Genomic DNA, 26,786 nt, shown 5'->3' on the forward strand with positions numbered 1-26,786 from the left:
CAGGTCCGCTTGATATGAAGCGGGCCTTAACTTTTGTTTCCATACACAAGTCAAAAAGAAGAAAGGAAGAGACCATGGAAAAATTATTATTTACCTCAGAATCCGTAACCGAAGGCCATCCGGACAAAATCTGTGACCAGATTTCCGACGCCATTCTTGACGCCCTGCTGGAGCAGGATCCCATGAGCCGCGTAGCCTGCGAAACCGCTACCACTACCGGCCTGGTACTCGTTATGGGCGAGATTACCACCAAGGGCTATGTAGATATTCAGAAAATCGTTCGCGATACCGTGCGCGAGATCGGCTATGACCGTGGAAAATACGGCTTTGACGCCGACAACTGCGCGGTTATTACAGCCATTGACGAGCAGTCCGCCGACATCGCCATGGGCGTAAACAAGGCGCTGGAAGCAAAGGAGCACCTGATGAGCGAGGACGAGATCGAAGCCATCGGCGCCGGCGATCAGGGTATGATGTTCGGCTACGCAGTCAACGAAACTCCGGAGCTGATGCCCTATCCGATTTCCCTGGCGCATAAGCTGACCAGGCAGCTCACCAGGGTTCGTAAGGACGGCACCCTGACCTACCTTCGTCCGGACGGAAAGTCCCAGGTGACTGTAGAGTACGATGAGAACGGTAAGCCGGCACGTCTGGACGCTGTGGTTATCTCCACCCAGCACAGCGAGGATGTGACACAGGAGCAGATTCACGAGGATGTCAAGAAATACGTTCTGGATCCGATCCTTCCGGCAGAGATGGTAGATGAGAATACCAAGTTTTATATTAACCCGACAGGACGTTTTGTTATCGGCGGACCCCACGGCGACAGCGGACTGACCGGTCGTAAGATTATCGTGGACACCTACGGCGGAATGGCGCGTCACGGCGGTGGAGCCTTCTCCGGCAAGGACTGCACCAAGGTAGACCGTTCCGCAGCGTACGCAGCACGTTACGTGGCAAAGAATATCGTGGCTGCAGGCCTGGCTGACAAGTGTGAGATTCAGCTGTCCTACGCTATCGGTGTGGCAAGACCGACTTCTATCAACGTGGATACCTTTGGAACCGGCAAGCTGTCCGATACCAAGCTGGTAGAGCTTATCCGTGAGAATTTCGACCTGCGTCCGGCAGGCATCATCCGTATGCTGGATCTGCGCAGACCGATTTACAAGCAGACAGCAGCTTATGGTCACTTTGGCCGTACAGACCTTGATCTGCCCTGGGAGAAGACAGACAAGGCAGAAGAGCTGAAGAAGTATCTGTAAAGCCCTTCAAGGTAACAGTTAAATACTAAGAAAGCCGTAGCAGAGTGCGTTATCTGCCGCGGCTTTCTTTTTTTGCACGAGCGACGAGTATAAAGTCCGTGCTTGCGCCGAAATATGGTGAAACATACAACTTTTTGTAAAAAATCGTAGATTTTCATCCGCAAGGTATTGCAACAATACCTAAGAAGTATTATACTATAAAAAGTTTTTAAGAAAGTTTATCAATTTTTTAGATTTATATAGAAAGTGCTATATACATGGAGTATACAAGAGGGGCGGCCATTGAACGGCTGCTGAAAAGCTATAGAACCTATTACGATATCCACATGCAGGAGGATGAGACTCCGATTGCGGCCCGCTGTGATTTCTTTGAACATTCTGAGAAATATGTGCTGTCAAAAAAGGCCGAGCTCTGGTCCGCGGACAATGAGGAATTTCTCTATATCGTGGATATCCCGCATCTGACCCTGGAGCTCTACGAGAAATGGAGAGATTACATCCAGGAGGACGGGATGCAGCGCGTCAAGCCGGGACCGGGCCATATGGCTTCCTATATTACGCCGGTTTTCATCTGTGATACCTGTGATGAGGATGCGCGGAAGGCATTGAAGAAATGCCGCATTTACAAAAGTTTTCATTTTTCACTGCACGGCTGGATGGACCACCACACTGCGGTAGTCCAGGTTTCCACGGGACAGATTGATGCCAACGGGGGAGGCCGTCATACAGCGAAAATTTTGAAAAAAATTTTATATGCAAAGAAAAAGAAAGGGAGTATGTAACAATGAATTCACTGGTACTTCTTCTCATCTGCGTTGCAATTCTGATTGTAGGCTATATCTGCTACGGTGGATGGCTGTGCAAGCAGTGGGGCGTAGGTGACAGCAAAACTGAGACACCGGCTCATACCATGGAGGACGGCGTAGACTACGTTCCGGCAAAAGCTCCGGTTCTGATGGGCCATCATTTTTCCTCCATCGCAGGCGCAGGCCCGATTACCGGACCCATCGGCGCGGCAATGTTCGGATGGCTGCCCGTAACCCTCTGGGTTCTGGTTGGCGGTATTTTCTTCGGCGGTGTCCATGATTTCGGCGCTCTGTTTGCTTCTGTCCGCAATAAAGGACAGTCCATCGGTGAGATTATTTCCTCGAACATGAGCAAGCGCGCAAAGCAGCTGTTCATCATCTTCTCTTACCTGACCCTGATCCTGGTGGTGGCAGCTTTTGCTTCGATCGTAGCTTCTACCTTCGGCGCTGTATACGATGAGAGCGGCGCTCTGAATCTGGCGGCGTCCGAGACTCCGGCTACCGTAGCCATGATCTCCATGCTGTTCATCGTCATTGCGATTGTATTTGGCTTCTGTGTATACCGCCGGAATATGCCCATGGGCATCGCTTCCGTAGTCGGCGTACTGGCTATCGTTCTGATCATGGCAGTGGGTATGAATTTCCATCCGGTTTACCTGTCCACCAAGACATGGATGTGGATTGTAGGCATCTATATCGCCATCGCTTCTGTAACGCCGGTATGGATTCTCCTGCAGCCCCGTGACTACCTGAGCTCCTTCCTGCTTTACGCGATGCTGGCAGTGGCGTTCTTCGGTGTCGTTGTGGCGCACCCGACCTTTGACAGCACCTTCCCGGCAGTGACCAGCTTCGCTGTAGACAACGGAAATGGTGTGCAGTATATGTTCCCGGTTCTGTTTACTACGGTTGCCTGCGGCGCGATTTCCGGTTTCCATTCCCTGGTATCCTCCGGAACCACATCCAAGCAGCTGGACAGAGAAAAGGACGCAAAGCCCATCGCTTACGGCGGCATGCTTCTGGAGTGCGTACTTGCAGTCCTGACTCTGTGCGCCATCGGCTATGCTTATAAGTGGAACGCAGCTCATCCGGACGCGGCTCTGACCGGAGCTACAGCGATCTTCGGCGGTGGTATTGCCCACATGATCGACGACGTCATCCCGGGAAGCTACAGCATCCTGAATTCCCTTCTGGTGCTGACCTATTCCGCGTTCTGTCTGACCTCTCTGGATACAGCGACCCGTCTGGCACGTTTCATGTTCCAGGAGTTCTGGCTTGAGCCGGGCGAGACCGCAAAGGATGTAAAGGAAGGCTGGAAGAAGGTTATGGTAAATCCCTACTTCGCCACCATCCTGACCGTAGTTCTGGGTATCCTGCTCGGTATGACAGGCTACGCAAAGATCTGGGGTCTGTTCGGAGCCGCTAACCAGCTTCTGGCCGGCATCGGTCTTCTGGCCGTAGCTACCTGGCTTGGCAACGTAGGCAAGAACAATAAGATGTTCCTGATTCCGATGGCCTTCATGATTGTCGTAACCATCTGCTCTCTGTGTCTGACGGTAAAGAACCAGATCGGTATGATTGCGGCAGGCGGCGCAGACTGGGGTCCCTGGGCGCAGACTATCTTTGGTATCCTTCTGATTGTCCTGGCTATCGTCCTGGTTATTGAAGGTGTTCAGACTCTGAGAAATCCGAAGAAGGCAGCATAAGCTTTAAAAATGTATCCAAACGGAGCAGCGCTTTGACGTTGCTCCGTTTTTGTATGCAAAAGGCTTTGTAGAAAGCAGAAAAGTGTAGTATACTAAGCACAGAATATGCGAACGGGAGGGACTTATGAAGTTCAAGGAAAAATACCTGGCGGGGGAGCTTCCCTTTGAAGCCATCGACAAATACATTGAGGACTGGGGTAACAGCGATGAGACCTGTACCTTAAGGGAATATCTGGGACTGAACGTCGAGGAAGAGGACGCGTGGATCTCTGACAGCGATGAGGCGCTGCAGGAATTACTGGATAAGCAGAAAAATAAGTGAAAGGAAAATTTTGTAAAATGGAAAGCAGAATACAGAAGACACTGGAAAACCATAGGAAAGGATATAACTGCGCGCAATCTGTGGCCTGCGCTTACTGCGATCTGGTGGGACTGGATGAGCAGAGCGTATTTCGGGCGACGGAAGCCTTTGGGCTTGGTATGGGCGGCATGCAGGCTACCTGCGGCGCGGTATCCGGCGCAGTGATGCTGGCGGGACTGAAGAACAGCTGCGGTGATCTGGAAGCGCCCGTGAGTAAGGGAAAAACGTATCAGATTTCGAAGCAGCTCGTGGAGGCGTTTCAGAAGAAGAATGGATCTCTGGTCTGTAAGGAGCTGAAAGGTGTGGAGACAGGCTGTCCGCTTCGCTCTTGTAATGACTGTATTGCGGATGCGGCAGAACTGGCGGAACAGATTTTATTTGCAGAGAAATAGGTGCTGGTAAATGGTAAAAATCCGTCTGGCACGGACAGGAGAGGGTCAGGATCCGTCCGAAGCGGCCAGAGAATTACTCGTGTCTGCCCTGGAAAATGAATATGGAATCCCGGCGGCTGAAGTTCGGATAGAGAAGGATGAGAAGGGAAAGCCGTATCTGGAAGGCTATTCGGATCTGTACATCAGCATTTCCCACAGCGGCCCCTACATAGCCTGTGCCTTTGGGGATAAGCCGGTGGGTGTCGATACGGAAATGTGGAAAGCACACCCGAAATGGCGGCGGATTGTGGATAAAATGCATCTGCGGGAACGGGAAGCCTTTGACAGGGCCTGTGGCGGGGCAGCTTCGGAGGAGGCGGAAGAACCGGTGGAAGCCTTCTGTGATCTGTGGGTGCGGAAGGAAAGTTTTCTGAAAGCCATTGGCGAAGGCCTGCGGATTCCGCTTTATGCCTTTGACACGACGGAAGAAAGGGTGCGGCAGGAGCTTCGAAAAGAACCGTATTTTATAAGAAATTACCGGGTGGAAAAGGAACCGGTCAGCATAGCGGTCTGCGCCGGAGAAGAGAAGCTGCCACTGGATCTTTCCATGTGGGTCTGGTAAAATGAGGAAAAACAGGAACAGTGATTGAGGAGGCTATTATGGCGGTCGAGAACAGAAAAAAGAAGAAGAACAAAATGTCTGTCCCGCTGATGATTGTGCTGGTCATCTGCGTGGTGGTATTGGGAGTCAGCATTTGGCAGTTGTCCGGCATTTTCATTGAGTATAAGAAGGGAACAGACGAGTACGATAAGCTGCAGACCTATGTGTCGGAGGAACCGGTGGAAGAACCGGTAACTGCGGATACCGGGGATGGAGAAAATGAGGATGGAACTGAGGCAGAGGGCGATACCGAAGAGCAGGTACAGCGTGTAGCTATCAGCGAGCTGCAGGCGCAGAATTCCGATACGGTGGGCTGGATTCAGATTCCGGGTACCCAGATCAGCTATCCGCTGATGCATACCGGCGACGATTCCTATTATCTGAATCATACCTTCAGCAAGAAGCTGAACAGTGCAGGCAGCATTTTTGTAGAGACGCTGAATAATGGGGATTTCTCCGATTTACATACGATTATTTACGGGCATAATATGAAAAATGGTTCCATGTTCGCAGGACTGAAGGAGTACAGCTCCGCATCCTATCTGGTGACCCATCCCAATGTCTACATCGACCTGGCGGACGGAACCCATGCTTATCAGATTTTCTCCGTATACGAGGCAGAGGCGGACAGCGACAGCTACACCATCGGCTTCGCGCCGGACGAGACCTACGAGGAGTATCTGAAGACCATCAAGGGACGGTCCCTCTATGACACCAGCGTGACGGTGACGAAGGAGGATTCCATCATTACCCTGTCCACCTGTACGAAGCACGGAGAGAAGCGGTTCCTGGTGCATGCGAAGAAGATATATTAAAAGGTTGTGAACGTAGCGAACAGGAGGGATTGCTATGGGAACAGAGGATAAGATAAAGCTTTTGAAACAGTATGTGGAGGAAAGCAGCGCAATCGTATTTTTCGGCGGCGCGGGCGTGTCCACCGAGAGCGGCATTCCGGATTTCCGGAGCGTGGACGGTCTCTATCATCAGGAGTGGAAGTATCCGCCGGAGACCATCATCAGCCACAGCTTTTTTGTGCGGAACCCGGAGGAATTCTACCGGTTTTACCGGAAGAAGCTACTCTGCCCGGATGCGAAGCCCAATGCGGCCCATAAGAAGCTGGCGGAGTTGGAGGCTACGGGTAAGCTGAACGCCGTGGTGACTCAGAACATCGACGGGCTTCATCAGATGGCAGGAAGCAAGCGGGTCTATGAGCTGCACGGCTCGGTGCATCGGAATTACTGCCAGAAGTGCGGGAAGTTCTATGATATGGAGTATATGCTGCATTCCGAGGGCGTGCCCCGGTGCGGGTGCGGCGGTATCATCAAGCCGGATGTGGTGCTTTACGAGGAGGGGCTGGACGACGCGACCCTTCGGGGCGCGGTGCGGGCTATCTCCCAGGCGGATATGCTGATCATCGGCGGCACGTCCCTGGCGGTGTATCCGGCAGCAGGACTCATTGACTATTTTACCGGAAAGCATCTGGTTGTCATCAATCGGGACGCCACGCCCCGGGATGCCGGCGCGGATTTGCTGATCCAGGGCAATATCGGAGAGGTTTTAAGTGGAATATAAAGTAGGAGATATTGTAAAATTAAAGAAGGCGCATCCCTGCGGAAGCTCTGAGTGGGAGATCTTAAGGGTCGGCGCGGATTTTCGCCTGAAATGCATGGGCTGTGGACATCAGATTATGGTGGCGCGGAAGCTGGTGGAGAAGAATACACGGGGGCTTCGGAGCCCGGAGGCGTAGATACGAATGCATCGGATTATGTTAGAAAGCATGATCCGGTGCATTTTTACGGATAAAATACAAAAATTGGGTAAAAAAACTATGGAAATCTCGTTCTCATTATACTATAATTTCCCTGTAAAGTTAGTTTGCATTAACTAACTTGCAAAATACAGCAATTGGGGGAGGGAGTCATGTTTCTTACCATCAACAATATAAAAAAATCCTTCGGCTCCGGCGACAGTCGCATTGAGGTTTTAAAGGGGATCAACCTGTCCATGGAACAGGGCGAATTCTGTGTGCTGCTGGGGCCATCCGGTTCCGGTAAATCTACGCTCCTGAATATCATCGGCGGCATTGACGCAGCTGACGAGGGCGACATCTGCATCGAGGGTGAGCGGATGGCTGACATGAAGGAGAAGAAGTTGACGGCTTACCGCCGGAAGCACTTGGGCTACATTTTCCAGATGTATAATCTGATCCCGAATCTGACCGTCCGGGAAAATATCGAGGTGGGCGCTTACTTAAGCGACAAACCCTTGGACGTGGACGAGCTGCTCCACACCCTGGGCCTCTACGATCACCGTGGGAAGCTGCCAAACCAGCTTTCCGGCGGACAGCAGCAGCGTACTGCCATTGGCCGTGCCATTGTGAAAAACCCGGACATCCTGCTCTGCGACGAGCCCACCGGAGCCCTGGACTATCAGACGTCCAAGGACATCCTGAAGCTCATCGAGACCGTCAACCAGAAGTACGGCAACACCGTCATCATGGTCACCCACAACGACGCCATCAAGGATATGGCGGATCGTGTGGTGCGGCTGCGCGACGGCATGATCCGCAAGGACTACCGGAACGAACACAGAATTCCGGCAGAGGAGCTGGAGTGGTAGGGGGAGACGTATGAAAAATCCGCTGCGGAAGCGCTTGCTGCGCGAGCTGAAAAGTGAATTTGGAAAATATCTGGTGATTTTCCTTCTGCTGGCCGGAACCATCAGCCTGGTATCGGGCTTTCTGGTGGCGGACGGCAGCTTGCTCATTGCCTATAACGAGGGGTTTGAAAGATACAATATTGAGGATGGTAACTTCCGGCTGGGCGAGAAGGTCAACAAGGCCCAGTTAAAGTCCATCCGGGATCTGGGCGTTACGGTCTACGACCTGTTTTACGCCGAGGAAGCCCTGACCAACGGCAGTACCCTGCGTATCTATCCGAATCGGGAGCAGGTGGATCTGGTCTGCCTGATGCAGGGCGCAATGCCGACATCGGCGGACGAGATTGCCATCGACCGCATGTACGCCGATAACAACAGCCTGACCATCGGCGATACCCTGGAAAGCGGTGCCCGCTCCTGGACCGTCACCGGTCTGGTGGCATTGCCCGATTACAGCTGCCTCTTCCGGGATAACAACGACAGTATGTTTGACGCGGTAAAATTCGGCGTGGCCATCGTGACGCCGGAGATGTTCGAGGATTTTAGTAAAGATGAGCTGTATTGGAATTATGCATGGAAGTATGATGTGAAGCCGGCGGAGGGCAAGCCTGAGCAGGACGCCGCCGAGGATCTGATGCAGGGCATCTTAAATGAGGCCGAGCTGGAGAATTTCATTCCCACCTATCAGAACCAGGCGATTCAGTTCACCGGCGACGATATGGGCGGAGACAAGGCCATGATGGTAATTCTTTTGTATATCGTCATATTGATAATGGCTTTCGTTTTCGGAATCACCACCAGCAATACCATTTCCAAGGAGGCCAATGTCATCGGTACCCTGCGGGCCTCCGGTTATACGAAAAACGAACTGATTCGACATTATATGACCATGCCGACCATCGTGACGCTGACCAGCGCCCTGATCGGTAATATTCTGGGCTATACTTCCCTGAAAGAGGTCTGCGCCGGAATGTATTACGGCAGCTACAGCCTGCCCACCTACGTAACCGTCTGGAATGCGGAGGCATTTCTGGAGACCACGGTGGTTCCGGTGATTCTGATGATGGTGGTCAACTATCTGGTGCTTCGGCGAAAGCTGAGTTTATCGCCGCTGAAATTCCTGCGGCGTGATTTGAGCCGACGGAAGCAGAAGCACGCCATGCCGCTAAGCCCCCATATCCCGTTTTTTACCCGGTTCCGCTTACGGGTCATTTTCCAGAATGCCGGGAACTACCTGATTCTCTTTATCGGAATCATTTTCGCCAATATGCTGCTGATGTTCGGGCTGGCCCTTCCGGCGGTGCTGGACCACTACCAGGCGGAAATCGAGCAGAACCTGCTCTGCAATTACCAGTATATCCTGCAGGTGCCCTATGACGCCATGAATGAAGATAAGAAGCTGGAGAGTATGATTTCCATGCTGTACTTTCAGAATGAGGTGGAGACGGAAAATGAGGACGCGGAGAAGTTCAGCGCCTACACCTTAAATACGCCGGAGGAGCCCTACATGAAGGAGAGTGTGATGCTTTACGGCCTGCAGGATGACAGCCGGTATATTCCCATTGATTTCCGGGATGGCGGCGTGTATGTGTCATCGGCTTATGCGGAGAAGTATCTGCTGAAGCCCGGAGATGAGATTACCCTGTATGAGGAGTACGGCACCGACGTCCATACCTTCCGGGTGGACGGCGTCTATCATTACGAGGGCGGCCTGACCATCTTCATGTCCCAGAGGCAGCTGAACACCTTATTCGACCTGGGAAATGATTATTTCAGCGGTTATCTGTCTGATACGGAGATTACAGACATTGATGAGAAATACATCGGTTCGGTGATCGATGTGGAAGCGCTGACGAAGATTTCCAGGCAGCTCAACGTGTCCATGGGAAGCATGATGGGGCTGGTCAATGGATTTGCGATTCTGATGTTTATGGTGCTGGTCTACCTGCTGTCGAAAATCATCATTGAGAAGAATGCCCAGTCCATCTCTATGGCGAAGATATTGGGTTATTCCAATCGGGAAATCAGTGGATTATACATTATGTCAACCACAATAGTAGTAATCCTGTTTCTGCTTATCAGCCTGCCCATTGAATACGAAATCATGGAGGTGCTGTTCCGCATGATGATGCTGCAGAGCATCAGCGGCTGGATTACCTTCTACATCGGACCGGAGATTTACGTGAAAATGTTTGTAATGGGCTTTGCGACCTATCTGATGGTGGCCCTGCTGGAATACCGGAAAATCCGGCATGTGCCCATGGATGCGGCGTTGAAGAATGTAGAATAGCGGGAGGAGTGAGAGTATGAACGGAAAGAAATTATTGCTGCAGAAGCTGATGCTGCTCCTGCTTCTGCTGGTAGTCGTGGCAGCCGGAGCGGCAGTCAGCTTCGGAATGAAAAATAAAAGCGCGAAGGACGATGGAAATGCGGCTTCCAAGGGGACGACGGCGTCCAGTGCTTCCGGAACAGCTTCCGGGGAAATGACAGAAAATCAGGAATCCGCGTTGGAAAAAGATAAAACCGAAACGGTTTACATAAAATCAGATGCGGAAGGAAACACCAAGGAAATCACGGTGGAAACCACCCTGAAGCACCCGTCCGATGGATCCGATATCCGGGATCAGAGTAACCTGAAGGACATCCGTAACACCAGGGGCGACGAGGAATATACGCAGGGCTCCGACGGAAGCCTCATCTGGGAAAATCACGGCGCGGACATCTCCTATAAGGGAACCAGCGACGCAGAGCCTCCGGTCAGGGTAAAAGTCACCTACTATCTGAACGGCGAGCAGATAAGCCCGAAAAAGCTGGCCGGAAAAAGCGGCAGGGTGACAATTCGCTTCGACTATGAAAATACAGCTACAGAGACCGTGACCGTAAAGAAAAAAGCCTATGAAGTACAGACCCCGTTCCTGGTCATGTCGGCTCTGGTACTGCCCTCCGATACCTTCTCCAACATCGAAGTAACCAATGGAAAACTGATGAACATGGACGACCAGAGCATGGTCATCGGCTACGCCATGCCGGGCCTGGCGGACAGTCTGCAGCTGTCCGGCTATGAGGTGACCGAGGACATCGACATTCCAGAGTATGTGGAAGTGAGCGCAGACGCCAAAGATTTCGAGCTGGAGTTTACGGCTACCGTCATTACACCGGGACTGCTGGAGGATTTGGACACGGACGACCTGAAGGACGCCGACGATTTTGCGGACGGCATGGATGATCTGAAGGACGGCGTGGATGATATGGATGAGGGCGTCGGGGAGCTCTATGACGGCCTCAAAGATTTCAACGAGTATCTGGATGAATTTACCGATGGTGTGACGGCTCTGCGGGACGCCATGAATCAGGTGAAGGACGGAGCCGGGAAGCTGAATGAGAACAGTAAAGCCCTGAACGACGGCGCGGCGGCATTGCAAAGCGGACTGGAGCAGCTGAACGCGGCGCTTGGCGCGGCAGGCGGTACGACGGGCAATTCTGGCGAAAACGGTGCGTCTGAAAGCGAAGCAGCTGGAAATGAAGCAGCGGCGGCAGGCCAGGCTGCCTTCGCGAAGACGGTATCGGCATTGGGAGCGGCAGCGGAAGCGGATCCTGAGAGTGAAGAAGGCAAGGCGCAGCAAGAGGCCCTGGCGGCCTTAGGCCTGACTGCAGAGGACGCACAGAACCTGGCAGCCTACGCGAAGACACTGTCTGAAGCGGGAACTTCCGCAGGAGAGCTCAGGAGCCAGCTTGCTGCCTCGGCAGCAGCCCTGGCCGAGGGCAGCAGGCAGCTGACTACCGGCCTGACCGCCTACACTGCAGGCGTCAGCGCCCTCTACGAGGGCACCACCAAAGTCGTAGAAGGCAGCACCACCCTCTGCACCGCAGGCGGCGAGCTCTACCGTGGCTTTGGGGAAGCCCTGGACGGCGTCAAAGAACTGCGCGACGGCGTCCGCGACTTCAAAGACGACGGCATCGCCGAACTCACCAAATTAGGCGGCTCTGACTTCCGTAACGTAATGAACCGGCTGCGGGCAGTGAAAGGGGCCGACGATGGCTACGACAACTTCGCCGGGCTTGCCGAGGGCAAGACCGGAAGTGTCCGCTTCATCGTAGAAACCGAAGAAATCAAAAAGTAAATAGAATCCACACAATTACTTATGTAAACTAAAACACCCCTGTATGCATAAAAACTAAATACAGGGATGTTTTTAATTAAGGAAAGCTAATTATAAAAAGTTCTAAAGTAGTTATATACAAAAACAGCAGCCGCGTCCGTCCTAACCAAACGCTATTTTAAAGCGTTCAAATAAGTTTCTGTAAGAGAACCAGTCATCGGCACTCCCAGCTCCGGCAGTACCTGATCCAGCGCCTTCATCACAGCCTCCAGCTTCTCCGGCCGCGCATTTTCTCCCATATGTCCAATCCGGATAACCTGCCCTTCCAGCACATCAAAGGATCCTGCCAGCATAATGTTATACTTCTCACGAATCGCTGTCAAAATCGCCGCCGCCGTCGTTTCCTTCGGCACGTCAAACACAGATACCGTATTCGAATACCCATTGCGCGTATGCAGTTTCAATCCACAAGCAGTCAGCGCCGTACGCACCGCTTGGGCAATCTTCGCATGCCGCTCCAGGATGGTGCTGTCTGCCTTAATATTCTCAAAAGCGGCCCGCAGTCCCCGAATATCACTGATGGGCATGGTATACGGAAACCATTGCTTTTCAAAATACCCGTCAAAGGTCATCAGATTCGCGTAAAAGGAAGCTATCGGCGTTTTCCGCTCCTTCATAGCTGTCCATGCAGCAGGGCTGACAGTCACAAAGGTCAGTCCCGGAGGGGCGGAAACCACCTTCTGAGAGCCGCCGCAGAGCAAATCAATCTGAAAATCATCTACACGAACCTCTTCGCCAAACATGGCGGAGACAGAATCTACGACAGTCAGAATGCCATAGGATTTCAGCAGCGGACAAATCCGAGCAATATCATTGAGCACGCCGCTGGGGGTATCACAGTGAACCACTGTAGCATACTTAAAAGCATGATCCTTCTTCAGAAAATCTGCCAGTGCATCCACATCGACCGCTTCCAGATAATCCACCGTATACAGCACCGGATTTCCGCCGTACATTTTTACAAAGTCGGCAAAGCCCTTGCCGAAGACGCCATTGTCGATGATCAGCACCCGATCGCCCGGCTCGGTGAGACCGGCGCAGGCCGCTTCCAGGCCAAGGATGCCCTCACCGCCCAGAATCAGCGCCTCGTTCTTTGTGCGAAGCAGGGAGCTGATGAGCTCGCAGGTCTCCTTATAGAACGTATAAAAGTCCGGATCCAGATCCGGATTGGTACAGGGCAGGCTTCTGGCTGCCAACACATTTTCCCGGACCTGTGTAGGCCCGGGTGTCATAATTTCGTACATGGGAAACTCTCCTTTTTAAATTAAAGTCTTCTCTGAATGGTAATTCTCAGACGCTCCGCAATCGGAATCACGATGATAGCGGCCACGCCAATCTGTACCAGGTTACCCGGAATGGATGTAACCGGAGCGACCCAGTTGCCATAGATAAAGCCCTCGGCAATGTAGTAGCCAACCACTTTAATCACGCAGGCAGCGGCGATAGCCAGCGTGTTCCAGCCGTAGCCATGATGCTTCTCGGTGACAGCGCCTACGGTGAAGCCCATAAGGCCTACAATCACGAAGGTGAACGGAGCCCAGAGATACCAGCCGGACAGCAGGTCAAAAAGACCCATTCCGAAGGCTCCGGCCAGGGTGCCGGTACGGCGTCCGAAGATGATAGCGGCCAGGAAAAGAGGTACATTTCCCAGATGAATCAGGCCGCCGTTGGCTGCGATGGGCAGGCGAAGGTTTACAAATGCGGTAAAGATATAGGTGAGCGCAATCAGCATTGCATCGATAACAAGTTCCTTTGTGGTAATGCCGCTCTTCTTTACTGCGGCTGCTTCTGTAATCTGCATAGATAAATTTCTTGCAACTGTTCTGTAACGGACAGTTCCAATTTCCTCCTTCTTATTTCCCCAGCAGTTTCTGTGGAATCCATACAGAGGTGCACGACTCTGTTTTCCTGCTGTTGTTAGGTGCTACTATAACCTCTGACTGGCTGTTTTAAAATAGCCAGTTTTTGATAAAACAACCAGTCCAGTTATAAATTTTTGATAAAACATACAGAAAATGTGGGAAAATACAATAAGTATTGTAAAATCGCGGATTATACGGTATTATGAAAAAAGATAAATAACAGGCTGAAGCGCTTGCTGCTGAGGTCGTATGAACGTGATTCAGATGTCTTACAAAGGGGGGGCGGCAGTATGGAAGAACAGAGCAAAGCAATCGTAGAGGGCAAGCCTCTCGAGTATCCTGAGATTGTGCAGGATACGGTAGAGGTAGAGTTTCCGGAGATAACAGATTTTGTGAGGAATATGAAATTGAAGAGCGGAATATTTGGATTTCAAAAAGAAGATGTCTATGAAAAAATGCAGCAGTTAAATAAGATGTACCAGAGCCGGGCCCAGCAGATGCGGGACCAGAACCGGGGACAGCTAAAGCAGATGCGCAGACAGCAGCAGGAAGAGATTGAGGACATGAAAGCACGGCTGGCCGCAGAGCGTGCCCAGGAGCAGCAGAAGCTGGCCGAGGAGCGGGAAAAGCAGGAGGCGGAACGCGCCGAACTGCAGGCACAGATGGAAAAAGAGCGTGCGGAGCTGAAAGAGCAGGCTGAAAAAGAGCAGCAGGTCCTGAAAGAGAAATTCGACGCGGAGCAGAAGGAAGCCTACGAGAAGATGCAGGAGCAGATTGCCGCGGCCCGGGTGGAGATCCGCCGGGAAATGCAGGCGCAGATGCAGGAAAAAGCCGATCAGCAGAAGCGTGAGCTGACCATGATCAGCGAGGAGCTGGAGCGCCTGAATGAGCGGTTCCTTCTGCTGAAGACGAGAATCGGAGAACTGGTGGAACAGGAGTAGACTGACACAGATGAAAAAAGAACAGCTTCAGTCCGTGGACGAGGTACTGGAAGAACGAAAAGAAAGGTTATGCAGGCGGAAAGAGTTCCGGCGCATTATTGTAGAATGTATCCTGCTGGCGGCGCTGGTCTACGCAGCGTTTCATTATGTAATTGGCCTGGCAGTCGTTAGTGGCAGTTCCATGGAGCCGGGTCTGACAGACGGGGAAATGGTACTTTTCTATCGGTTGGATGAGACTTATCAGAGAAACGACCTGGTGATTATTCACCGGGCAGACGGTGTGGAATACATCAAGCGCGTGGTGGCGGAGCCCGGTGACGTGGTAGAACTCTCGGAAGAGGGCAGTCTTATCGTCAACGGAGAGAAGGACACGACGGTTACGGCTGTCGGCAAAACCGAGGCCATGTCGGAGAGCATTGCCTATCCCTATACGGTTCCCGCAGCCGGCTATTTCGTGCTGGGTGACAACCGGGAAAATTCCAAGGATTCCAGAAGCTTCGGATCCGTGACGGCGGACGACATCACCGGACGGGTGTTTGTGTATATGGGAATGACGAGATAAAGGCAGACGTAAAAGACCTGAAGTGCCAGCTTCAGGTCTTTTTAAGACTTAGATATTTTCCTATAAAATGAGGAGTGCCCCGACGTACCAGGTACGCCGAGGCTATTATGAAAAAATTTATCTATATGTGTAGTGAAAGCATTTTCATCCGTTAAGAAGCTGTTCTCTTAACTTGGTTATAGTATAGCAATGGATTATGAATAAATTATGAACGAATTGTGAACTTAATGTGAAAACGCACAAAATACTAAAAAAAGAAAAGAAAAAACAGGACAAAATAGACAAAAAGTCCAAAGGGTATCGGAAAAACGTTTCAGCAAAACGTAGAGAAATGATAGGAAATAAAAATATGAAGTCGTGCAGTCCGCACAATGCGGAGCAGTGTCCGCCTGAGACGGATAAACGAGGGAAGAACGCTGCATCGCGAAGCGTTTTACTGTGGACGGAGTGCACAGTAAAAAATACAGGAATACCACTTGTATACAGGGTGGTGGCAATGGTAAAATAAGGGCAACTGAAAGTATGTATATAAAAGGGGTTTAAAATGGAAAAAGATATGACGAGACCGGTGTATATTATCGGTCACAAAAATCCGGATACGGATTCTATCTGTTCTGCGCTGGCTTATGCGTATCTGAAGAATACGCTGGAGGGCGGCGGATACATTGCGGCGCGTGCCGGACAGCTGAACCAGGAGACGCAGTACGTGCTGAACTTCTTCCAGGCGGAAGCACCGGTCTATGTGGCTGACGTGATGACACAGGTAAAGGATATCGAGATCCGAAAGACGGAAGGCGTACAGAGCAATCTGTCCCTGAAGCAGGCATGGAACCTGATGCGCCGTATCGGAGCCGTGACGCTGCCGATTACCAAGGAACAGAAGATTGAAGGTCTGATTACCATCGGCGATATCGCCACATCCTACATGGATGTGCTGGACAGCAAGATCCTGGCTCAGGCCAACACCCAGTACAGCAATATCATCGACACCCTGGAGGGCACCATTCTGGTGGGCTCCGCCGAGGATTATTACAACAAGGGCAAGGTACTCATCGCGGCGGCGAACCCAGATCTGATGGAGGACTACATAGAGGAGGGCGACCTGGTTATCCTAGGTAACCGCTACGAGTCCCAGCTGTGCGCCATCGAAATGCGCGCGGGCTGTATCATCGTCTGCGAGGGTGCAAAGGTCTCCATGACCATCAAGAAGCTGGCCCAGGAGCACCACTGCGTAGTGATCAGTACGCCTCACGATACCTTTACGGCGGCGCGTCTGATCAACCAGAGTATGCCCATCCGTTATTTTATGAAATCCGAGAACCTGACCATTTTCAATGTCAATGAGAAGACCGACGACATCAAGGAAATCATGGGCCAGAAGCGCTACCGCGACTTCCCAATTGTGGACAAGGACGATAATTATATCGGCATGATTTCCAGACGGAACCTGTTGAATCTGAAGCGCAAGCAGGTTATCATGGTGGATCATAATGAGGAATCCCAGGCCGTGGACGGAATTGATCATGCAGAGATTTTGGAGATCATCGACCACCATCGTCTGGGCACGCTGGAGACCATGTCTCCGGTATTTTTCCGGAACCAGCCGCTGGGCTGCACCGCGACGATCATGTATCAGATGTACCAGGAGCGTGGCGTGGAGATTCCGAAGAAGATCGCGGGTCTCTTATGCTCAGCTATCATTTCCGATACATTGATGTTCCGTTCTCCCACCTGTACGGCCATTGACAAATCGGCTGCGGAGCATTTGGCGCAGATTGCGGGCGTTGATATCGAAGATCTGGCTATCGATATGTTCTCTGCAGGCAGCAACCTGGGTTCCCGTACCGCGGAAGAGATTTTCTACCAGGATTTCAAGCGCTTCGATGTGGGAAATGTGGAATTCGGCGTGGGTCAGATCAATTCCATGAATGCGGTGGAGCTGGAGGAGATCCGCGAGAAGCTGATTCCCTATCTGCCTGTGGCGCACCGGGAAAGCGGCCTGAACATGATTTTCTTCATGCTTACCAATATCATCAAGGAGTCCACCGAGCTTCTGTGCTACGGTCCCAACTCCGACACACTGGTGAAGGAAGCCTTCCAGCTGCCGGATGATGGCGACAGCTACGAGCTGAAGGGACTGGTATCCCGTAAGAAGCAGTTGATTCCGTCCCTGGCGGGTATGATTCAGCAGATGGAAGAAATGAGATAATTTACAAGATATGGAAAAGAAAAAACAACACTGGAGAGCAGGTAATATGCTCTATCCCCTCCCGGCAGTTATGGTAAGCTGTGGAAGGGAAGGTGAAAAACCAAATATTATTACGGTGGCGTGGGCCGGGACGATTTGTTCCGACCCCGCTATGGTATCCATCTCCGTAAGACCGAACCGGTATTCCTACGATATTATCCGGGAAACCGGCGAGTTCGTCATCAACCTGACCACGAAAAAGCTTGTGAAGGCCACCGATTACTGCGGCGTGCGTTCAGGCCGGGATGTGGACAAGTTCGCGGAAATGCATCTGACGCCGGGCAAGGCGGAGCATCTTAAGTACGCGCCCACCATCGAGGAGAGTCCGGTCAATATCGAATGCCGCGTAACGGAAGTAAAGGAGCTTGGAACGCATCATATGTTCCTGGCAGAAGTGTTGGGCGTGACGGTAGACGAAGCCTATATAAATGAAAATGGCCGTTTCGAGCTGAACAGTACCGGATTGGTGGCTTATTCCCACGGAACCTATTTTGCGTTGGGCGAGGAGCTTGGCACCTTCGGATACAGCGTGAGGAAGAAGAAGCCAATGAAAACCGCAAAGAAGAAAACCAAGAAAGACAGCAAAAGCAGCAAAGGAAAGGGCAGAAAATGAAGAAAAACGTCGTACTGATTGGAATGCCGGGAGCCGGAAAAAGCACCATTGGTGTCATTCTGGCGAAAATGATGGGAAAGGATTTTATTGACGCGGATCTGGTGATTCAGAAAGAGGAAGGAATGCTTCTGAAGGACATTATCAAACGGGACGGCCCGGACGGTTTTCTGGCCGTGGAGAACCGGGTCAATGCGGGACTGAATCCGGGAAATGCAGTCATCGCCACCGGCGGCAGCGTAGTGTATGGCGAGGAAGCCATGAAGCATCTGGGTGAAATCAGTGTGATTGTATACCTGCGTCTTTCTTATAAAGCAGTGAAATCCAGACTTCACGATGTGAAGGGCCGCGGCGTGGTGCTGCGGGACGGACAGACCCTGCATGATCTTTATGTGGAGCGGGAGGGTCTGTATGAGAAATACGCCGATGTGACCATCGAGGAGGACGGTCTTAACGTGGAAGAAACCTTAGAAAAGACTTTACAAGCATTGGAAATGTTGGTAAAATAGAAAATGTTACGAAATTATTACACCTCGGAGCTGCTCCGGGGTGTACTTGAGATTAAAGAAGTTAAAAAACCCAATGAAGAAAAAAAAGTTATTTTGGAATAAAAAATCACAGCTTGTATTCGCGGAATCCGTGATGATTACCTGCGGCTGTATGCTGCTGGGCGTGCCGCTCATCGGAAGCGGCTTCGGAAGCGGTGACAGCTACTACGAGGTTACGCTGGCGGGCAAGACCGTCGGATCCGTCAAGAACCCGTCCGTGGTGGAAAATGCTTACTTGCAGGCCAGAGCCCGTATTTCCAGAGAGACTGACGGCCTGGTGCTGGCGGATGTGGAGTACGAGCTTGACAAGGTGCCGAAGATCTTCGGTTCCACCATGGACAGCGATACGCTGACCGACGCCTTTTACAATGAGCTGACCCAGATTGTGGCGAAGGCCAAGAAAAAGGCTTACCTGATGAAGATTAACGAGTTCACGGTGACGCTGGGAAGCTATCAGGACGTGATGGACGTGCTGTATGCCACCAAAGACCGGTATGATACGGACAATGAGTTTCAGATCAACATCGTATCGGATGCGGCCCGGGAGCTGAATGTATACACAGTAGAAGTATCAAAGCAGAACACGGCAGAGGAGACTGCCGCGGAGGTGGCGAAGCTGGGCGGTATCGCCGGAATCGGCGACGCCTGTGCGGGTATCGGTGAATATGATGTGAGCCAGGCCGTGGAGAGTGTCATTACGAAGACTGTCACAGAGGAAGATGTGGCGGAAGAGAATGCTGCAGACAATGGGGAGATGCAGGCAGAAGGCGACGGTCTGCGTTCCGTGGATTTCGCGGAAAAAGTGGAGATTGCCGAGGCTTATGTATCAGCAGATGAGATTACACCGGCAAGTGAGGCCATTGATCTGGTGACCAAGGATACGGCAAAGAATGAAGTATACGAGGTGAAGGCGGGAGATACTCTGTCTGTGATAGCGAACAGCAATGGACTCCGCGTGGCGGAGGTGCTGGCACTGAACGAGGGCATGAGCGAGAATACGGTACTCCATGAAGGTGACGAGGTCATCATCACCGTGCCGGAGCCGGAGCTTTCCGTGGAGACCGTGGAGGAAGCCACCTATCAGGAAGAATATTACGCAGACGTTCAGTATATTGATAATGACGAATGGTATACCACCAAGAGTGAGGTGCGCCAGGAGGAGCAGCCCGGTTATCATGAGGTAACGGCGCTGATTACGAAGAAAAACGGCGTGGAAGAGAATCGGGATGTGATTTCCGAGACTGTTCTGCAGGATCCGGTTCCGAAGATCGTGGAGCGCGGTACCCAGACGCCGCCCACCTATATCAAACCGATTTCCGGCGGACGCTTCACCTCCGGCTTCAAGAAACGGTGGGGCCGGATGCACAAGGGCGTGGACTGGGCGTGCCCCATCGGCACAGCGGTTATGGCCTCCTGCGGCGGTACCGTCGTCCAGGCCGGCTGGTTCAGCGGTTACGGCAACTGTATTACCATCCGTCATCCGGACGGCAAGCAGACCCGCTACGGCCACCTGAGCAAGATCCTGGTATCCTCAGGCCAGAAGGTAACCCAGGGCCAGAAGATTGCGCTTTCCGGCAACACAGGACGAAGCACGGGACCCCATGTACACTTTGAGATTATTATCAATGGCAGTCAGGTGAATCCGCTGCCGTATCTGAATTAAAAGATTTTCGTGAAAAATCAGGCCGCCGCACTGAATGCTTTTTCAGTGCGGCGGCCGTTTTGGATTTATACCACCGAAAATCCCTTATTCTTCAGACAAACCTCAACCTCTGCCGTGTCCGCGGTCTGGAATACCAGGACCGGCTTGCCGGAGGCGCGGTTGAAGGACAGGTAGATGTAGTTGATGTTGATGTTGCTCTCGGCCAGGGCCTTTAAGAGCTTGTTCAGGTTGCCGACCTCGTCCTCGACTTCGACGCCGATGACGGAAGTAAGCTTGCACAGGTAGCCGACTGCTTCCAGGGCCTCCATGGCTCTCTGCGGGTCAGAAACAACCATACGATTGATGCCGTACTCTGCGCCGTCGTTGGTGCAGGAGCCCCAGATATTGATATTCTCATCGGCCAGCACCTCGGTGATGTTCTGCATGGTGCCTTTCTTATTTTCAGCGTAGATGGATAACTGCTGTAACATAATGTAACTCCTCCTCTTTCATTTCAAAAATATAAAATCAGGGAATATATCCCATGGCTTTAGAACTTCGCAGTGCGAAACTATCCCTATCATAACACAGGCGGCCGCATTTTACAATGGTATTTAAAAATAGATTATGATATAATGTCGTGAGAATTATATCCTGCCGGATGGCATCCAAAGCGGAGCGGCATATCCGAAGGATATGGAAGCCTGAAAAATGAATGGATAGAATAAGTATAACATATGGAAGAATTAAAAGCATTATTGGAAAAATATTTAAATGAAAATCTGGAACTCATCACCTTAAGCGCCCCCAGAAAGGGCCGGGAAGAGCTGAAAGCCCGGATTCGTCCGGTGCTGCTGCGGGACGAACTGAAATTTCAGCTTGAGATCTTCCGCGGACCGAAGGCCTTTCACGAAAATCTGCCGCGGGAAGAGGCGGTGGAGCGAATCGTCGAACTGCTGACTGACGTCTTCTGTCAGCTTCAGCTGCAGGCCGACGCAGGCCAGGTGACAGCCCTGGTGAGCAAGAAGGGTAAAGTGACCGTAAAAGAAAAGCGTCAGCCGGGAAAAGCGGGGAACGCAGGTGTAAAACCGACGTCCCTGGCCCATAATAAGAAAAAGCGCTATCTGCTGGAGGAGGGCCGTCCGGTTCCCTTCCTGGTGGATCTGGGCGTCATGACACCCGAGGGAAGGATCGTCCACGCCCGCTACGACAAATTCCGCCAGATCAACCGGTTCCTGGAATTTGTCGAAGACATTCTCCCGGCGCTTCCGAAGAATCGGGAACTGACCATTCTGGATTTCGGCTGCGGCAAATCCTATCTGACCTTTGCTATTTACTATTATCTGCGGGAATGTCAGGGCCTGGATGTGCGGATTATCGGCCTGGATTTGAAAGAGGACGTCATCCGCAAATGCGGCGAGCTCAGCCGTAAATATGGTTATGATAAACTAACCTTCCTGCAGGGCGACATCGCCGGATACGAGGGCTGTTCCCGGGTAGATATGGTCGTGACCCTGCACGCCTGCGACACAGCCACCGATTATGCCCTGTACAAAGCAGTGAAATGGGGCGCCAGCGTCATCCTTTCCGTTCCCTGTTGTCAGCATGAGCTGAATAAGCAGCTGGAAAATGAAACTCTGGCCCCGATTTTGAAATACGGTCTCTTGAAAGAGCGGATGGCAGCTCTGATGACCGATGGTCTCCGGGCGGAGCTCCTGGAGCAGCAGGGTTATGAGACACAGATCCTGGAATTCATCGATATGGAGCATACGCCGAAGAATATCCTGATCCGCGCAGTCAGGAGGAAAAATGAGAAAAAAGCGGACACGGCGTCTGCAGCGTCCTTTGATGCCTGTACAGAAGCGCTGCACGCCGATCTGACGCTGGAGAAGCTTCTGAACGCGGGAACATCCCCGGCGGAAAGCTACCGCTCCAGACGGAAAAATACCGAAAACGTGAAAGGAGAGAGCCGGTGAAAAAGTTAGTCATAAGAATTGCGACCATTGCGGCGGCTTTCCTTCTGGGCGTGGCCGGTATGAGCTATTTCCTGATGGCAGGTAATACAGATTCTACCGCGGAGATGACCGGAGCCACCCTGCCGCTGATCTACATGGAACGCCAGGGCCGGAACCTGAACCTGCTCCACGGCTACACGAAAAGCATGGACGCCGCCACCATCCGCGATGCGGTTTATCCGCTGCCGAGTGATCGGACCGTCAGCTTCCGGGTGGAGTATCCGGACGCAAAGGTACAGAACGTCTATTACGAGGTGCGAAGTGTCGACACCAGCCGCCTGATAGAAGATGGCGAGATCAAAGATTACAGCCGCTCGGGCCGGACCTTAACGGTGGATCTGAAGCTGAAGGATCTGCTGGATGATAACGGGGAGTATCTGCTGGTTATTCGCCTGGGATTGGAAAAGAACCAGGAGGCTTATTATTACACACATGTAAAGAAACTGACCGACAATCACCTGGACGAGTGCCTGGCTTTCGTAGACGAGATTCACAGTGCCCTTTTCGACAAAAATAATACGGTCAGCATCGCCCAGTATCTGGAATCGGACGACAGCATCAGCAATAAATCCCTGGACCATGTGTCAATTCATTCCAAATATAAGCAGCTGATCTGGGGCGACATGGATGTGCAAGAGCCGGATATGGCAAATATCCGCACCTATCTGACAGAGCTGGACAGCTCGGTGGCTTCCGTACGCCTGGAATATGAGATATCTTATGTAAACGACGCGGAGGAGACGGAAAACTATGAAGTAACAGAGTCCTACCGGGTGCGCTACACCCAGCAGAGAATGTATCTGCTGAATTATGATCGGAAGGTCGATCGCGTTTTCGATCCCGGCCTTGACATTTTCACGAAAAAGGGTGTGGAGCTGGGTATCCTGAATACCGAAGTCGAGTACCGGAAAAATGACGAGGAAAATATTGTGGGCTTCGTCCAGAACGGCGAGCTTTGGTGCTATGACGTGGCCCAGAATAAGCTGTCGAAGGTCTTCGGCTTCCGGGAAGGCGACGACCTGCGGGGCGCTTACGACGAGCACGCTATCCGGATTCTGAAGGTGGATGAGACCGGCAGCATGGATTTTCTGGTATATGGCTACATGAACCGGGGCACCCACGAGGGTGAGGCCGGCGTGGCTCTGTACAGCTACGACGCGCTGACCAATTCCGTGGAGGAGCGGGCCTTCATCGAGAGCCGGGAATCCTTCGCAATATTACAGTCGGAGCTTGGCAGCATGGCTTATGTAAACAACAACGGACAATTTTACATTTTCCTGAACGACGCGGTGAATTGCGTCGATCTGAGCACTATGGAGTGCGAGACGGTGGCCGGCGGCATCGCTTCCGGCAGTGGTATGGTGTCCGAGGACGGTCATCTGGCGGCATGGCACAAGGAAAATTCCCTGTACGCGTCCCGAAATGTGGCTGTGCTGAATCTGAACACCGGTAAGAGCCGGGAAGTGCAGGCGGATGACGGATACTATATCCGGGCGCTGGGCTTTATGGGCACTGACTTTATCTACGGTGAGGCTCGCCAGAGCGACGTGCAGAAGGGCCTGACCGGCAATGAGCTGTTCCCCATGGGCCGCATTGTCATTGAAGATGAACAGGGGCAGGTGGTTCGTGAATTTGACTATGAATCCCAGGGCAAATATGTGACAGATATCTCCATTGAGAGCAACCGCATTTCCCTGAACTGCGTGCAGAAAAGCGCGGACGGCAGCTACACGGCGGCGGCTCCGGAACCCATTACGAATAAAACCACGGAGATTGTGGAAAAGATAGCCTTAGAGACGAAATCTGGCGCGCCTAAGCAGCAGGAATACTATTTCGCCCTGTCAGGCACCAGAGGCAGCGGCAAGCTCCGTACCCTGACGCCGAAGCAGGTTGTATTCGAGGGCAGCAGAACCCTGACCCTGGAAAATGGGGCGGCGGACAACCGCTACTATGTATACAATTTTGACGGCACCTTCGGAGGTGCGTTCACAGGAGCCAATGCAGCCGTTCAGACCGCCAATGAAGCCATGGGCATCGTGGTGGACGCGCAGCAGAACATCCTGTGGACCCGCGGTGGCCGCAAGACCCGGACCGATCTGGGAACCATGAACAATCCGCAGCAAAAGGACGGAGAATCGTCCCTGCAGGCAGCGCTGGAAATCATGCTGGGAACCCGGAAGACTTACGGTGACGTGGACACTTATCTGGCCCAGGGCTATACGCCCTATGAGATTTTGTCGGAACAGACCGCAGGCCGGGTGCTGGACCTGTCCGGCTGTTCCGTGAGCATGGTACTCTATTATGTGAGCCAGGGCTATCCGGTACTGGCGCTGGAGGGCGGAAGCAATGCAGAGCTGATTACCGGCTATGACCCGCAGAATATCATCGTCACCGACCCGCTGACTGGTGAAAGCAGCAAGCGCGGCATGAACGACAGTACCCAGCAGTTCGCTGATTTGGGTAATCTGTTCCTGGTGTGTCTGCCGGAGACGGAAAATTAAAAAATGCTGCGTAGAGCAGACAGTAAAAGCGAGACAGACGGGAGTGCGCAGACAGCGGGCTCCCGTTGCAAATACAAGACTTTTGAAGCTTTAAGATATCAGGAGGAAAATAAATATGGACAAGAGAATCCGAACCTTAGCAAAAAATCTGGTAAATTATTCCTGTAAAGTAAAACCGGGCGATAAGGTATACGTCCACTACACCGGCCCGTCCACGGAAGATCTGGCGCGGCAGATTATCAAAGAAGTGTACGCTGTAGGCGGACAGCCCTACCCTCACTACACGAACCCGAAGGTTCAGCGGGAAATGCTTCTGGGATGCACGGAAGAACAGCTTCGCCTGATGGCTGAAATCGACGCGGCAGAAATGTCGAAGATGGACTGCTACATCGGCGTGCGCGGCGGCGACAATGTATCGGAATATTCCGACGTCCCTTCCGAGAAAATGCATCTTTATGAGACTCTGTACGCCACGCCGGTTCATCACAATATCCGGGTGCCGAAGACCCGGTGGGTAGTTCTGCGCTATCCGAACGAGTCCATGGCCCAGCTCTCCGGCACCAGCACGGAAGCCTTCGAGGACTTCTATTTCGATGTCTGCAACCTGGATTATTCAAAAATGAGTGAGGCTATGAAACCCCTGATAGATCTGATGAACCGCACCGACAAGGTGCGTCTGACAGCGAAGGATACCGACCTGACCTTCTCCATCAAGGATATTCCGGCCATCGCCTGCGACGGACAGATGAACATCCCGGACGGCGAGGTTTACACCGCGCCGGTGCGCGATTCCATCAATGGTGTGATCACCTATAATACACCATCCATTTGCCAGGGCACCACCTTTGAAAATATCCGCCTGGAATTTAAAGATGGTAAAATCGTGAAGGCTGCAGCGAACAATACGGAGCGTCTGAACCAGATTCTGGACACCGACGAGGGAGCCCGCTATGTGGGCGAGTTTGCCATCGGCGTAAATCCCTATATCCTCACGCCCATGAAGGATATCCTCTTCGACGAGAAAATCATGGGATCCATCCACCTGACCCCGGGCAACTGCTACGACGAAGCCCCCAACGGCAACGCCAGCGCCATCCACTGGGATCTGGTGCTGATTCAGCGGGAAGAATTCGGGGGCGGCGAAATCTGGTTCGACGACCGCCTGATCCGGAAAAACGGCCGCTTCGTAATCCCGGAGCTCCAGTGCCTGAACCCGGAGAAGCTGATTTAAGATAAATTATGCGTAGTGCTATTTTAGAAAAACAGCCATAGGAAAACAGCCTCCCCGCTGTGATGGTAGCCGGAGTTCCCGTCCATAGGCTTGCACCCTGGCAGCATCCGAAGGAGCCATTGTCTGAGGCCTGTAGGGCCGAGCTTGGCGGTCGGATGCGGATAAGCCGGGTGCAGGATATAGGGAACGCAGGCGTATCACGGGCGGGGAGGCTGTTCTCCTATGGCGTCCGTTCTAATCTATTCTAATAATCCTCCTCGATCACCTGCACCTCCAGATAATCAAACTCAATCTGATCAATAAAACTATCCTGATAAAACCGTACCTTCGCCGTCCGTTTAAAATCCGCGATGCACGACTCCAGCCAAATCGGCTTGCTCAAATCAAACTGATGACAGATCTCATCCAGCGCATGAAAAATCTTATGCGTCCGTGTCTCATTCGAAAAATCCTCAACCACAGTATCTTTTAACATATGATTACTCTTAAACTCTCTGGCCCAGATTCGCATAAAAACCTCCCGTTTTAAAATTATTTCTATAATAAAGAAAATAGATATCAAAGCGATAAAACAATACTTAGAGTATAAAGGCAGCCTTTCCGTTTGTAAAGAAAGAATGTATAGAAAAGACAAATGCCCGCAT

At 52.1% G+C, this 26,786-nt stretch carries 25 protein-coding genes; 21 read left to right on the top strand and 4 right to left on the bottom strand.

What is annotated here, in order from left to right:
- Positions 1 to 74: 74 nt before the first annotated feature.
- The 12 genes from metK (at position 75) to WMO29_RS14320 (ending at position 11,943) form a co-directional block, all read left to right on the top strand.
- Positions 75 to 1,262, top strand: coding sequence for a methionine adenosyltransferase (metK, locus tag WMO29_RS14265; protein ID WP_178039431.1), 1,188 nt, complete (start codon positions 75 to 77; stop codon positions 1,260 to 1,262).
- A 257-nt stretch (positions 1,263 to 1,519) separates the two neighbouring features.
- Positions 1,520 to 2,044, top strand: a complete 525-nt coding sequence (locus tag WMO29_RS14270; protein WP_349165239.1) for a DUF8052 family protein — start codon at positions 1,520 to 1,522, stop codon at positions 2,042 to 2,044.
- Positions 2,045 to 2,046: 2 nt separating this feature from the next.
- Complete coding sequence (locus WMO29_RS14275; RefSeq protein ID WP_349165240.1) at positions 2,047 to 3,771, top strand: carbon starvation CstA family protein; 1,725 nt, start codon at positions 2,047 to 2,049, stop codon at positions 3,769 to 3,771.
- A 124-nt stretch (positions 3,772 to 3,895) separates the two neighbouring features.
- Positions 3,896 to 4,093, top strand: a complete 198-nt coding sequence (locus WMO29_RS14280) for a hypothetical protein (protein WP_349165241.1) — start codon at positions 3,896 to 3,898, stop codon at positions 4,091 to 4,093.
- Positions 4,094 to 4,110: 17 nt separating this feature from the next.
- Positions 4,111 to 4,524 carry a C-GCAxxG-C-C family (seleno)protein gene (locus WMO29_RS14285; protein WP_178039435.1) on the top strand — a complete coding sequence of 138 codons (414 nt, stop codon included), beginning with the start codon at positions 4,111 to 4,113 and terminating at the stop codon, positions 4,522 to 4,524.
- A 10-nt stretch (positions 4,525 to 4,534) separates the two neighbouring features.
- On the top strand, positions 4,535 to 5,125 hold the full coding sequence (locus WMO29_RS14290; RefSeq protein ID WP_178039436.1) for a 4'-phosphopantetheinyl transferase superfamily protein: 591 nt from the start codon (positions 4,535 to 4,537) through the stop codon (positions 5,123 to 5,125).
- A 38-nt stretch (positions 5,126 to 5,163) separates the two neighbouring features.
- Entirely contained in the window at positions 5,164 to 5,979 is an 816-nt protein-coding gene (gene srtB, locus WMO29_RS14295; RefSeq protein ID WP_349165242.1) for a class B sortase, read from the top strand.
- 34 nt (positions 5,980 to 6,013) lie between these two features.
- Positions 6,014 to 6,736, top strand: coding sequence for an NAD-dependent protein deacylase (locus tag WMO29_RS14300; RefSeq protein WP_349165243.1), 723 nt, complete (start codon positions 6,014 to 6,016; stop codon positions 6,734 to 6,736).
- Entirely contained in the window at positions 6,726 to 6,911 is a 186-nt protein-coding gene (locus tag WMO29_RS14305; protein ID WP_178039439.1) for a DUF951 family protein, read from the top strand. Before WMO29_RS14300 ends, WMO29_RS14305 begins: the two co-directional genes overlap by 11 nt.
- 173 nt (positions 6,912 to 7,084) lie before the next feature.
- Positions 7,085 to 7,783 carry an ABC transporter ATP-binding protein gene (locus WMO29_RS14310; protein ID WP_349165244.1) on the top strand — a complete coding sequence of 233 codons (699 nt, stop codon included), beginning with the start codon at positions 7,085 to 7,087 and terminating at the stop codon, positions 7,781 to 7,783.
- 10 nt (positions 7,784 to 7,793) lie between these two features.
- The gene (locus WMO29_RS14315) at positions 7,794 to 10,112 is read left to right on the top strand and encodes an ABC transporter permease (RefSeq protein ID WP_349165245.1); all 2,319 of its coding nucleotides are present in this window, start codon (positions 7,794 to 7,796) and stop codon (positions 10,110 to 10,112) included.
- 16 nt (positions 10,113 to 10,128) lie between these two features.
- On the top strand, positions 10,129 to 11,943 hold the full coding sequence (locus WMO29_RS14320; protein ID WP_349165246.1) for a hypothetical protein: 1,815 nt from the start codon (positions 10,129 to 10,131) through the stop codon (positions 11,941 to 11,943).
- Positions 11,944 to 12,095: 152 nt separating this feature from the next.
- On the opposite strand, the gene WMO29_RS14325 is transcribed toward WMO29_RS14320, so the two are convergent.
- Both WMO29_RS14325 and WMO29_RS14330 read right to left on the bottom strand, forming a co-directional pair.
- The gene (locus tag WMO29_RS14325) at positions 12,096 to 13,226 is read right to left on the bottom strand and encodes a pyridoxal-phosphate-dependent aminotransferase family protein (RefSeq protein ID WP_349165247.1); all 1,131 of its coding nucleotides are present in this window, start codon (positions 13,224 to 13,226) and stop codon (positions 12,096 to 12,098) included.
- Between the two features lie 20 nt (positions 13,227 to 13,246).
- A complete protein-coding gene (locus WMO29_RS14330) occupies positions 13,247 to 13,783 on the bottom strand; it encodes an ECF transporter S component (RefSeq protein WP_349165248.1) in 537 nt (178 codons plus the stop codon).
- Positions 13,784 to 14,134: 351 nt separating this feature from the next.
- Between WMO29_RS14330 and WMO29_RS14335 the strand changes: the two genes are divergently transcribed.
- The 6 genes from WMO29_RS14335 to WMO29_RS14360 all read left to right on the top strand — a co-directional run bounded on the left by WMO29_RS14335 (position 14,135) and on the right by WMO29_RS14360 (position 20,416).
- A complete protein-coding gene (locus tag WMO29_RS14335; protein ID WP_349165249.1) occupies positions 14,135 to 14,785 on the top strand; it encodes a hypothetical protein in 651 nt (216 codons plus the stop codon).
- A 10-nt stretch (positions 14,786 to 14,795) separates the two neighbouring features.
- Entirely contained in the window at positions 14,796 to 15,347 is a 552-nt protein-coding gene (gene lepB / locus WMO29_RS14340) for a signal peptidase I (RefSeq protein ID WP_349165250.1), read from the top strand.
- A 544-nt stretch (positions 15,348 to 15,891) separates the two neighbouring features.
- Positions 15,892 to 17,556 (top strand): putative manganese-dependent inorganic diphosphatase, encoded by a 1,665-nt coding sequence (locus tag WMO29_RS14345; protein WP_349165251.1) that lies wholly within the window; start codon positions 15,892 to 15,894, stop codon positions 17,554 to 17,556.
- Between the two features lie 10 nt (positions 17,557 to 17,566).
- Positions 17,567 to 18,208, top strand: a complete 642-nt coding sequence (locus WMO29_RS14350; RefSeq protein WP_349165252.1) for a flavin reductase family protein — start codon at positions 17,567 to 17,569, stop codon at positions 18,206 to 18,208.
- Positions 18,205 to 18,714, top strand: a complete 510-nt coding sequence (locus WMO29_RS14355; protein WP_178038147.1) for a shikimate kinase — start codon at positions 18,205 to 18,207, stop codon at positions 18,712 to 18,714. Before WMO29_RS14350 ends, WMO29_RS14355 begins: the two co-directional genes overlap by 4 nt.
- Before the next feature lie 73 nt (positions 18,715 to 18,787).
- Complete coding sequence (locus WMO29_RS14360; RefSeq protein ID WP_349165253.1) at positions 18,788 to 20,416, top strand: peptidoglycan DD-metalloendopeptidase family protein; 1,629 nt, start codon at positions 18,788 to 18,790, stop codon at positions 20,414 to 20,416.
- A 65-nt stretch (positions 20,417 to 20,481) separates the two neighbouring features.
- On the opposite strand, the gene WMO29_RS14365 is transcribed toward WMO29_RS14360, so the two are convergent.
- Positions 20,482 to 20,886 carry an amino acid-binding protein gene (locus WMO29_RS14365; RefSeq protein ID WP_178039501.1) on the bottom strand — a complete coding sequence of 135 codons (405 nt, stop codon included), beginning with the start codon at positions 20,884 to 20,886 and terminating at the stop codon, positions 20,482 to 20,484.
- 246 nt (positions 20,887 to 21,132) lie between these two features.
- Between WMO29_RS14365 and WMO29_RS14370 the strand changes: the two genes are divergently transcribed.
- The 3 genes from WMO29_RS14370 to WMO29_RS14380 all read left to right on the top strand — a co-directional run bounded on the left by WMO29_RS14370 (position 21,133) and on the right by WMO29_RS14380 (position 26,142).
- Positions 21,133 to 22,371: a class I SAM-dependent methyltransferase gene (locus WMO29_RS14370; RefSeq protein ID WP_349165254.1), complete on the top strand. Its 1,239-nt coding sequence runs from the start codon at positions 21,133 to 21,135 to the stop codon at positions 22,369 to 22,371.
- Positions 22,368 to 24,911: a hypothetical protein gene (locus WMO29_RS14375; protein WP_349165255.1), complete on the top strand. Its 2,544-nt coding sequence runs from the start codon at positions 22,368 to 22,370 to the stop codon at positions 24,909 to 24,911. The genes WMO29_RS14370 and WMO29_RS14375 overlap by 4 nt, the downstream gene beginning before the upstream one ends.
- A 115-nt stretch (positions 24,912 to 25,026) precedes the next feature.
- Positions 25,027 to 26,142, top strand: coding sequence for an aminopeptidase (locus WMO29_RS14380; RefSeq protein ID WP_349165256.1), 1,116 nt, complete (start codon positions 25,027 to 25,029; stop codon positions 26,140 to 26,142).
- Between the two features lie 244 nt (positions 26,143 to 26,386).
- Here WMO29_RS14380 and WMO29_RS14385 read toward each other — a convergent pair whose 3' ends face one another.
- Positions 26,387 to 26,653, bottom strand: coding sequence for a hypothetical protein (locus WMO29_RS14385; RefSeq protein ID WP_349165257.1), 267 nt, complete (start codon positions 26,651 to 26,653; stop codon positions 26,387 to 26,389).
- Positions 26,654 to 26,786 lie beyond the last annotated feature (133 nt).

The organism is Laedolimicola intestinihominis (genome assembly GCF_040096155.1).
GTDB lineage: Bacteria > Bacillota > Clostridia > Lachnospirales > Lachnospiraceae > Laedolimicola > Laedolimicola intestinihominis.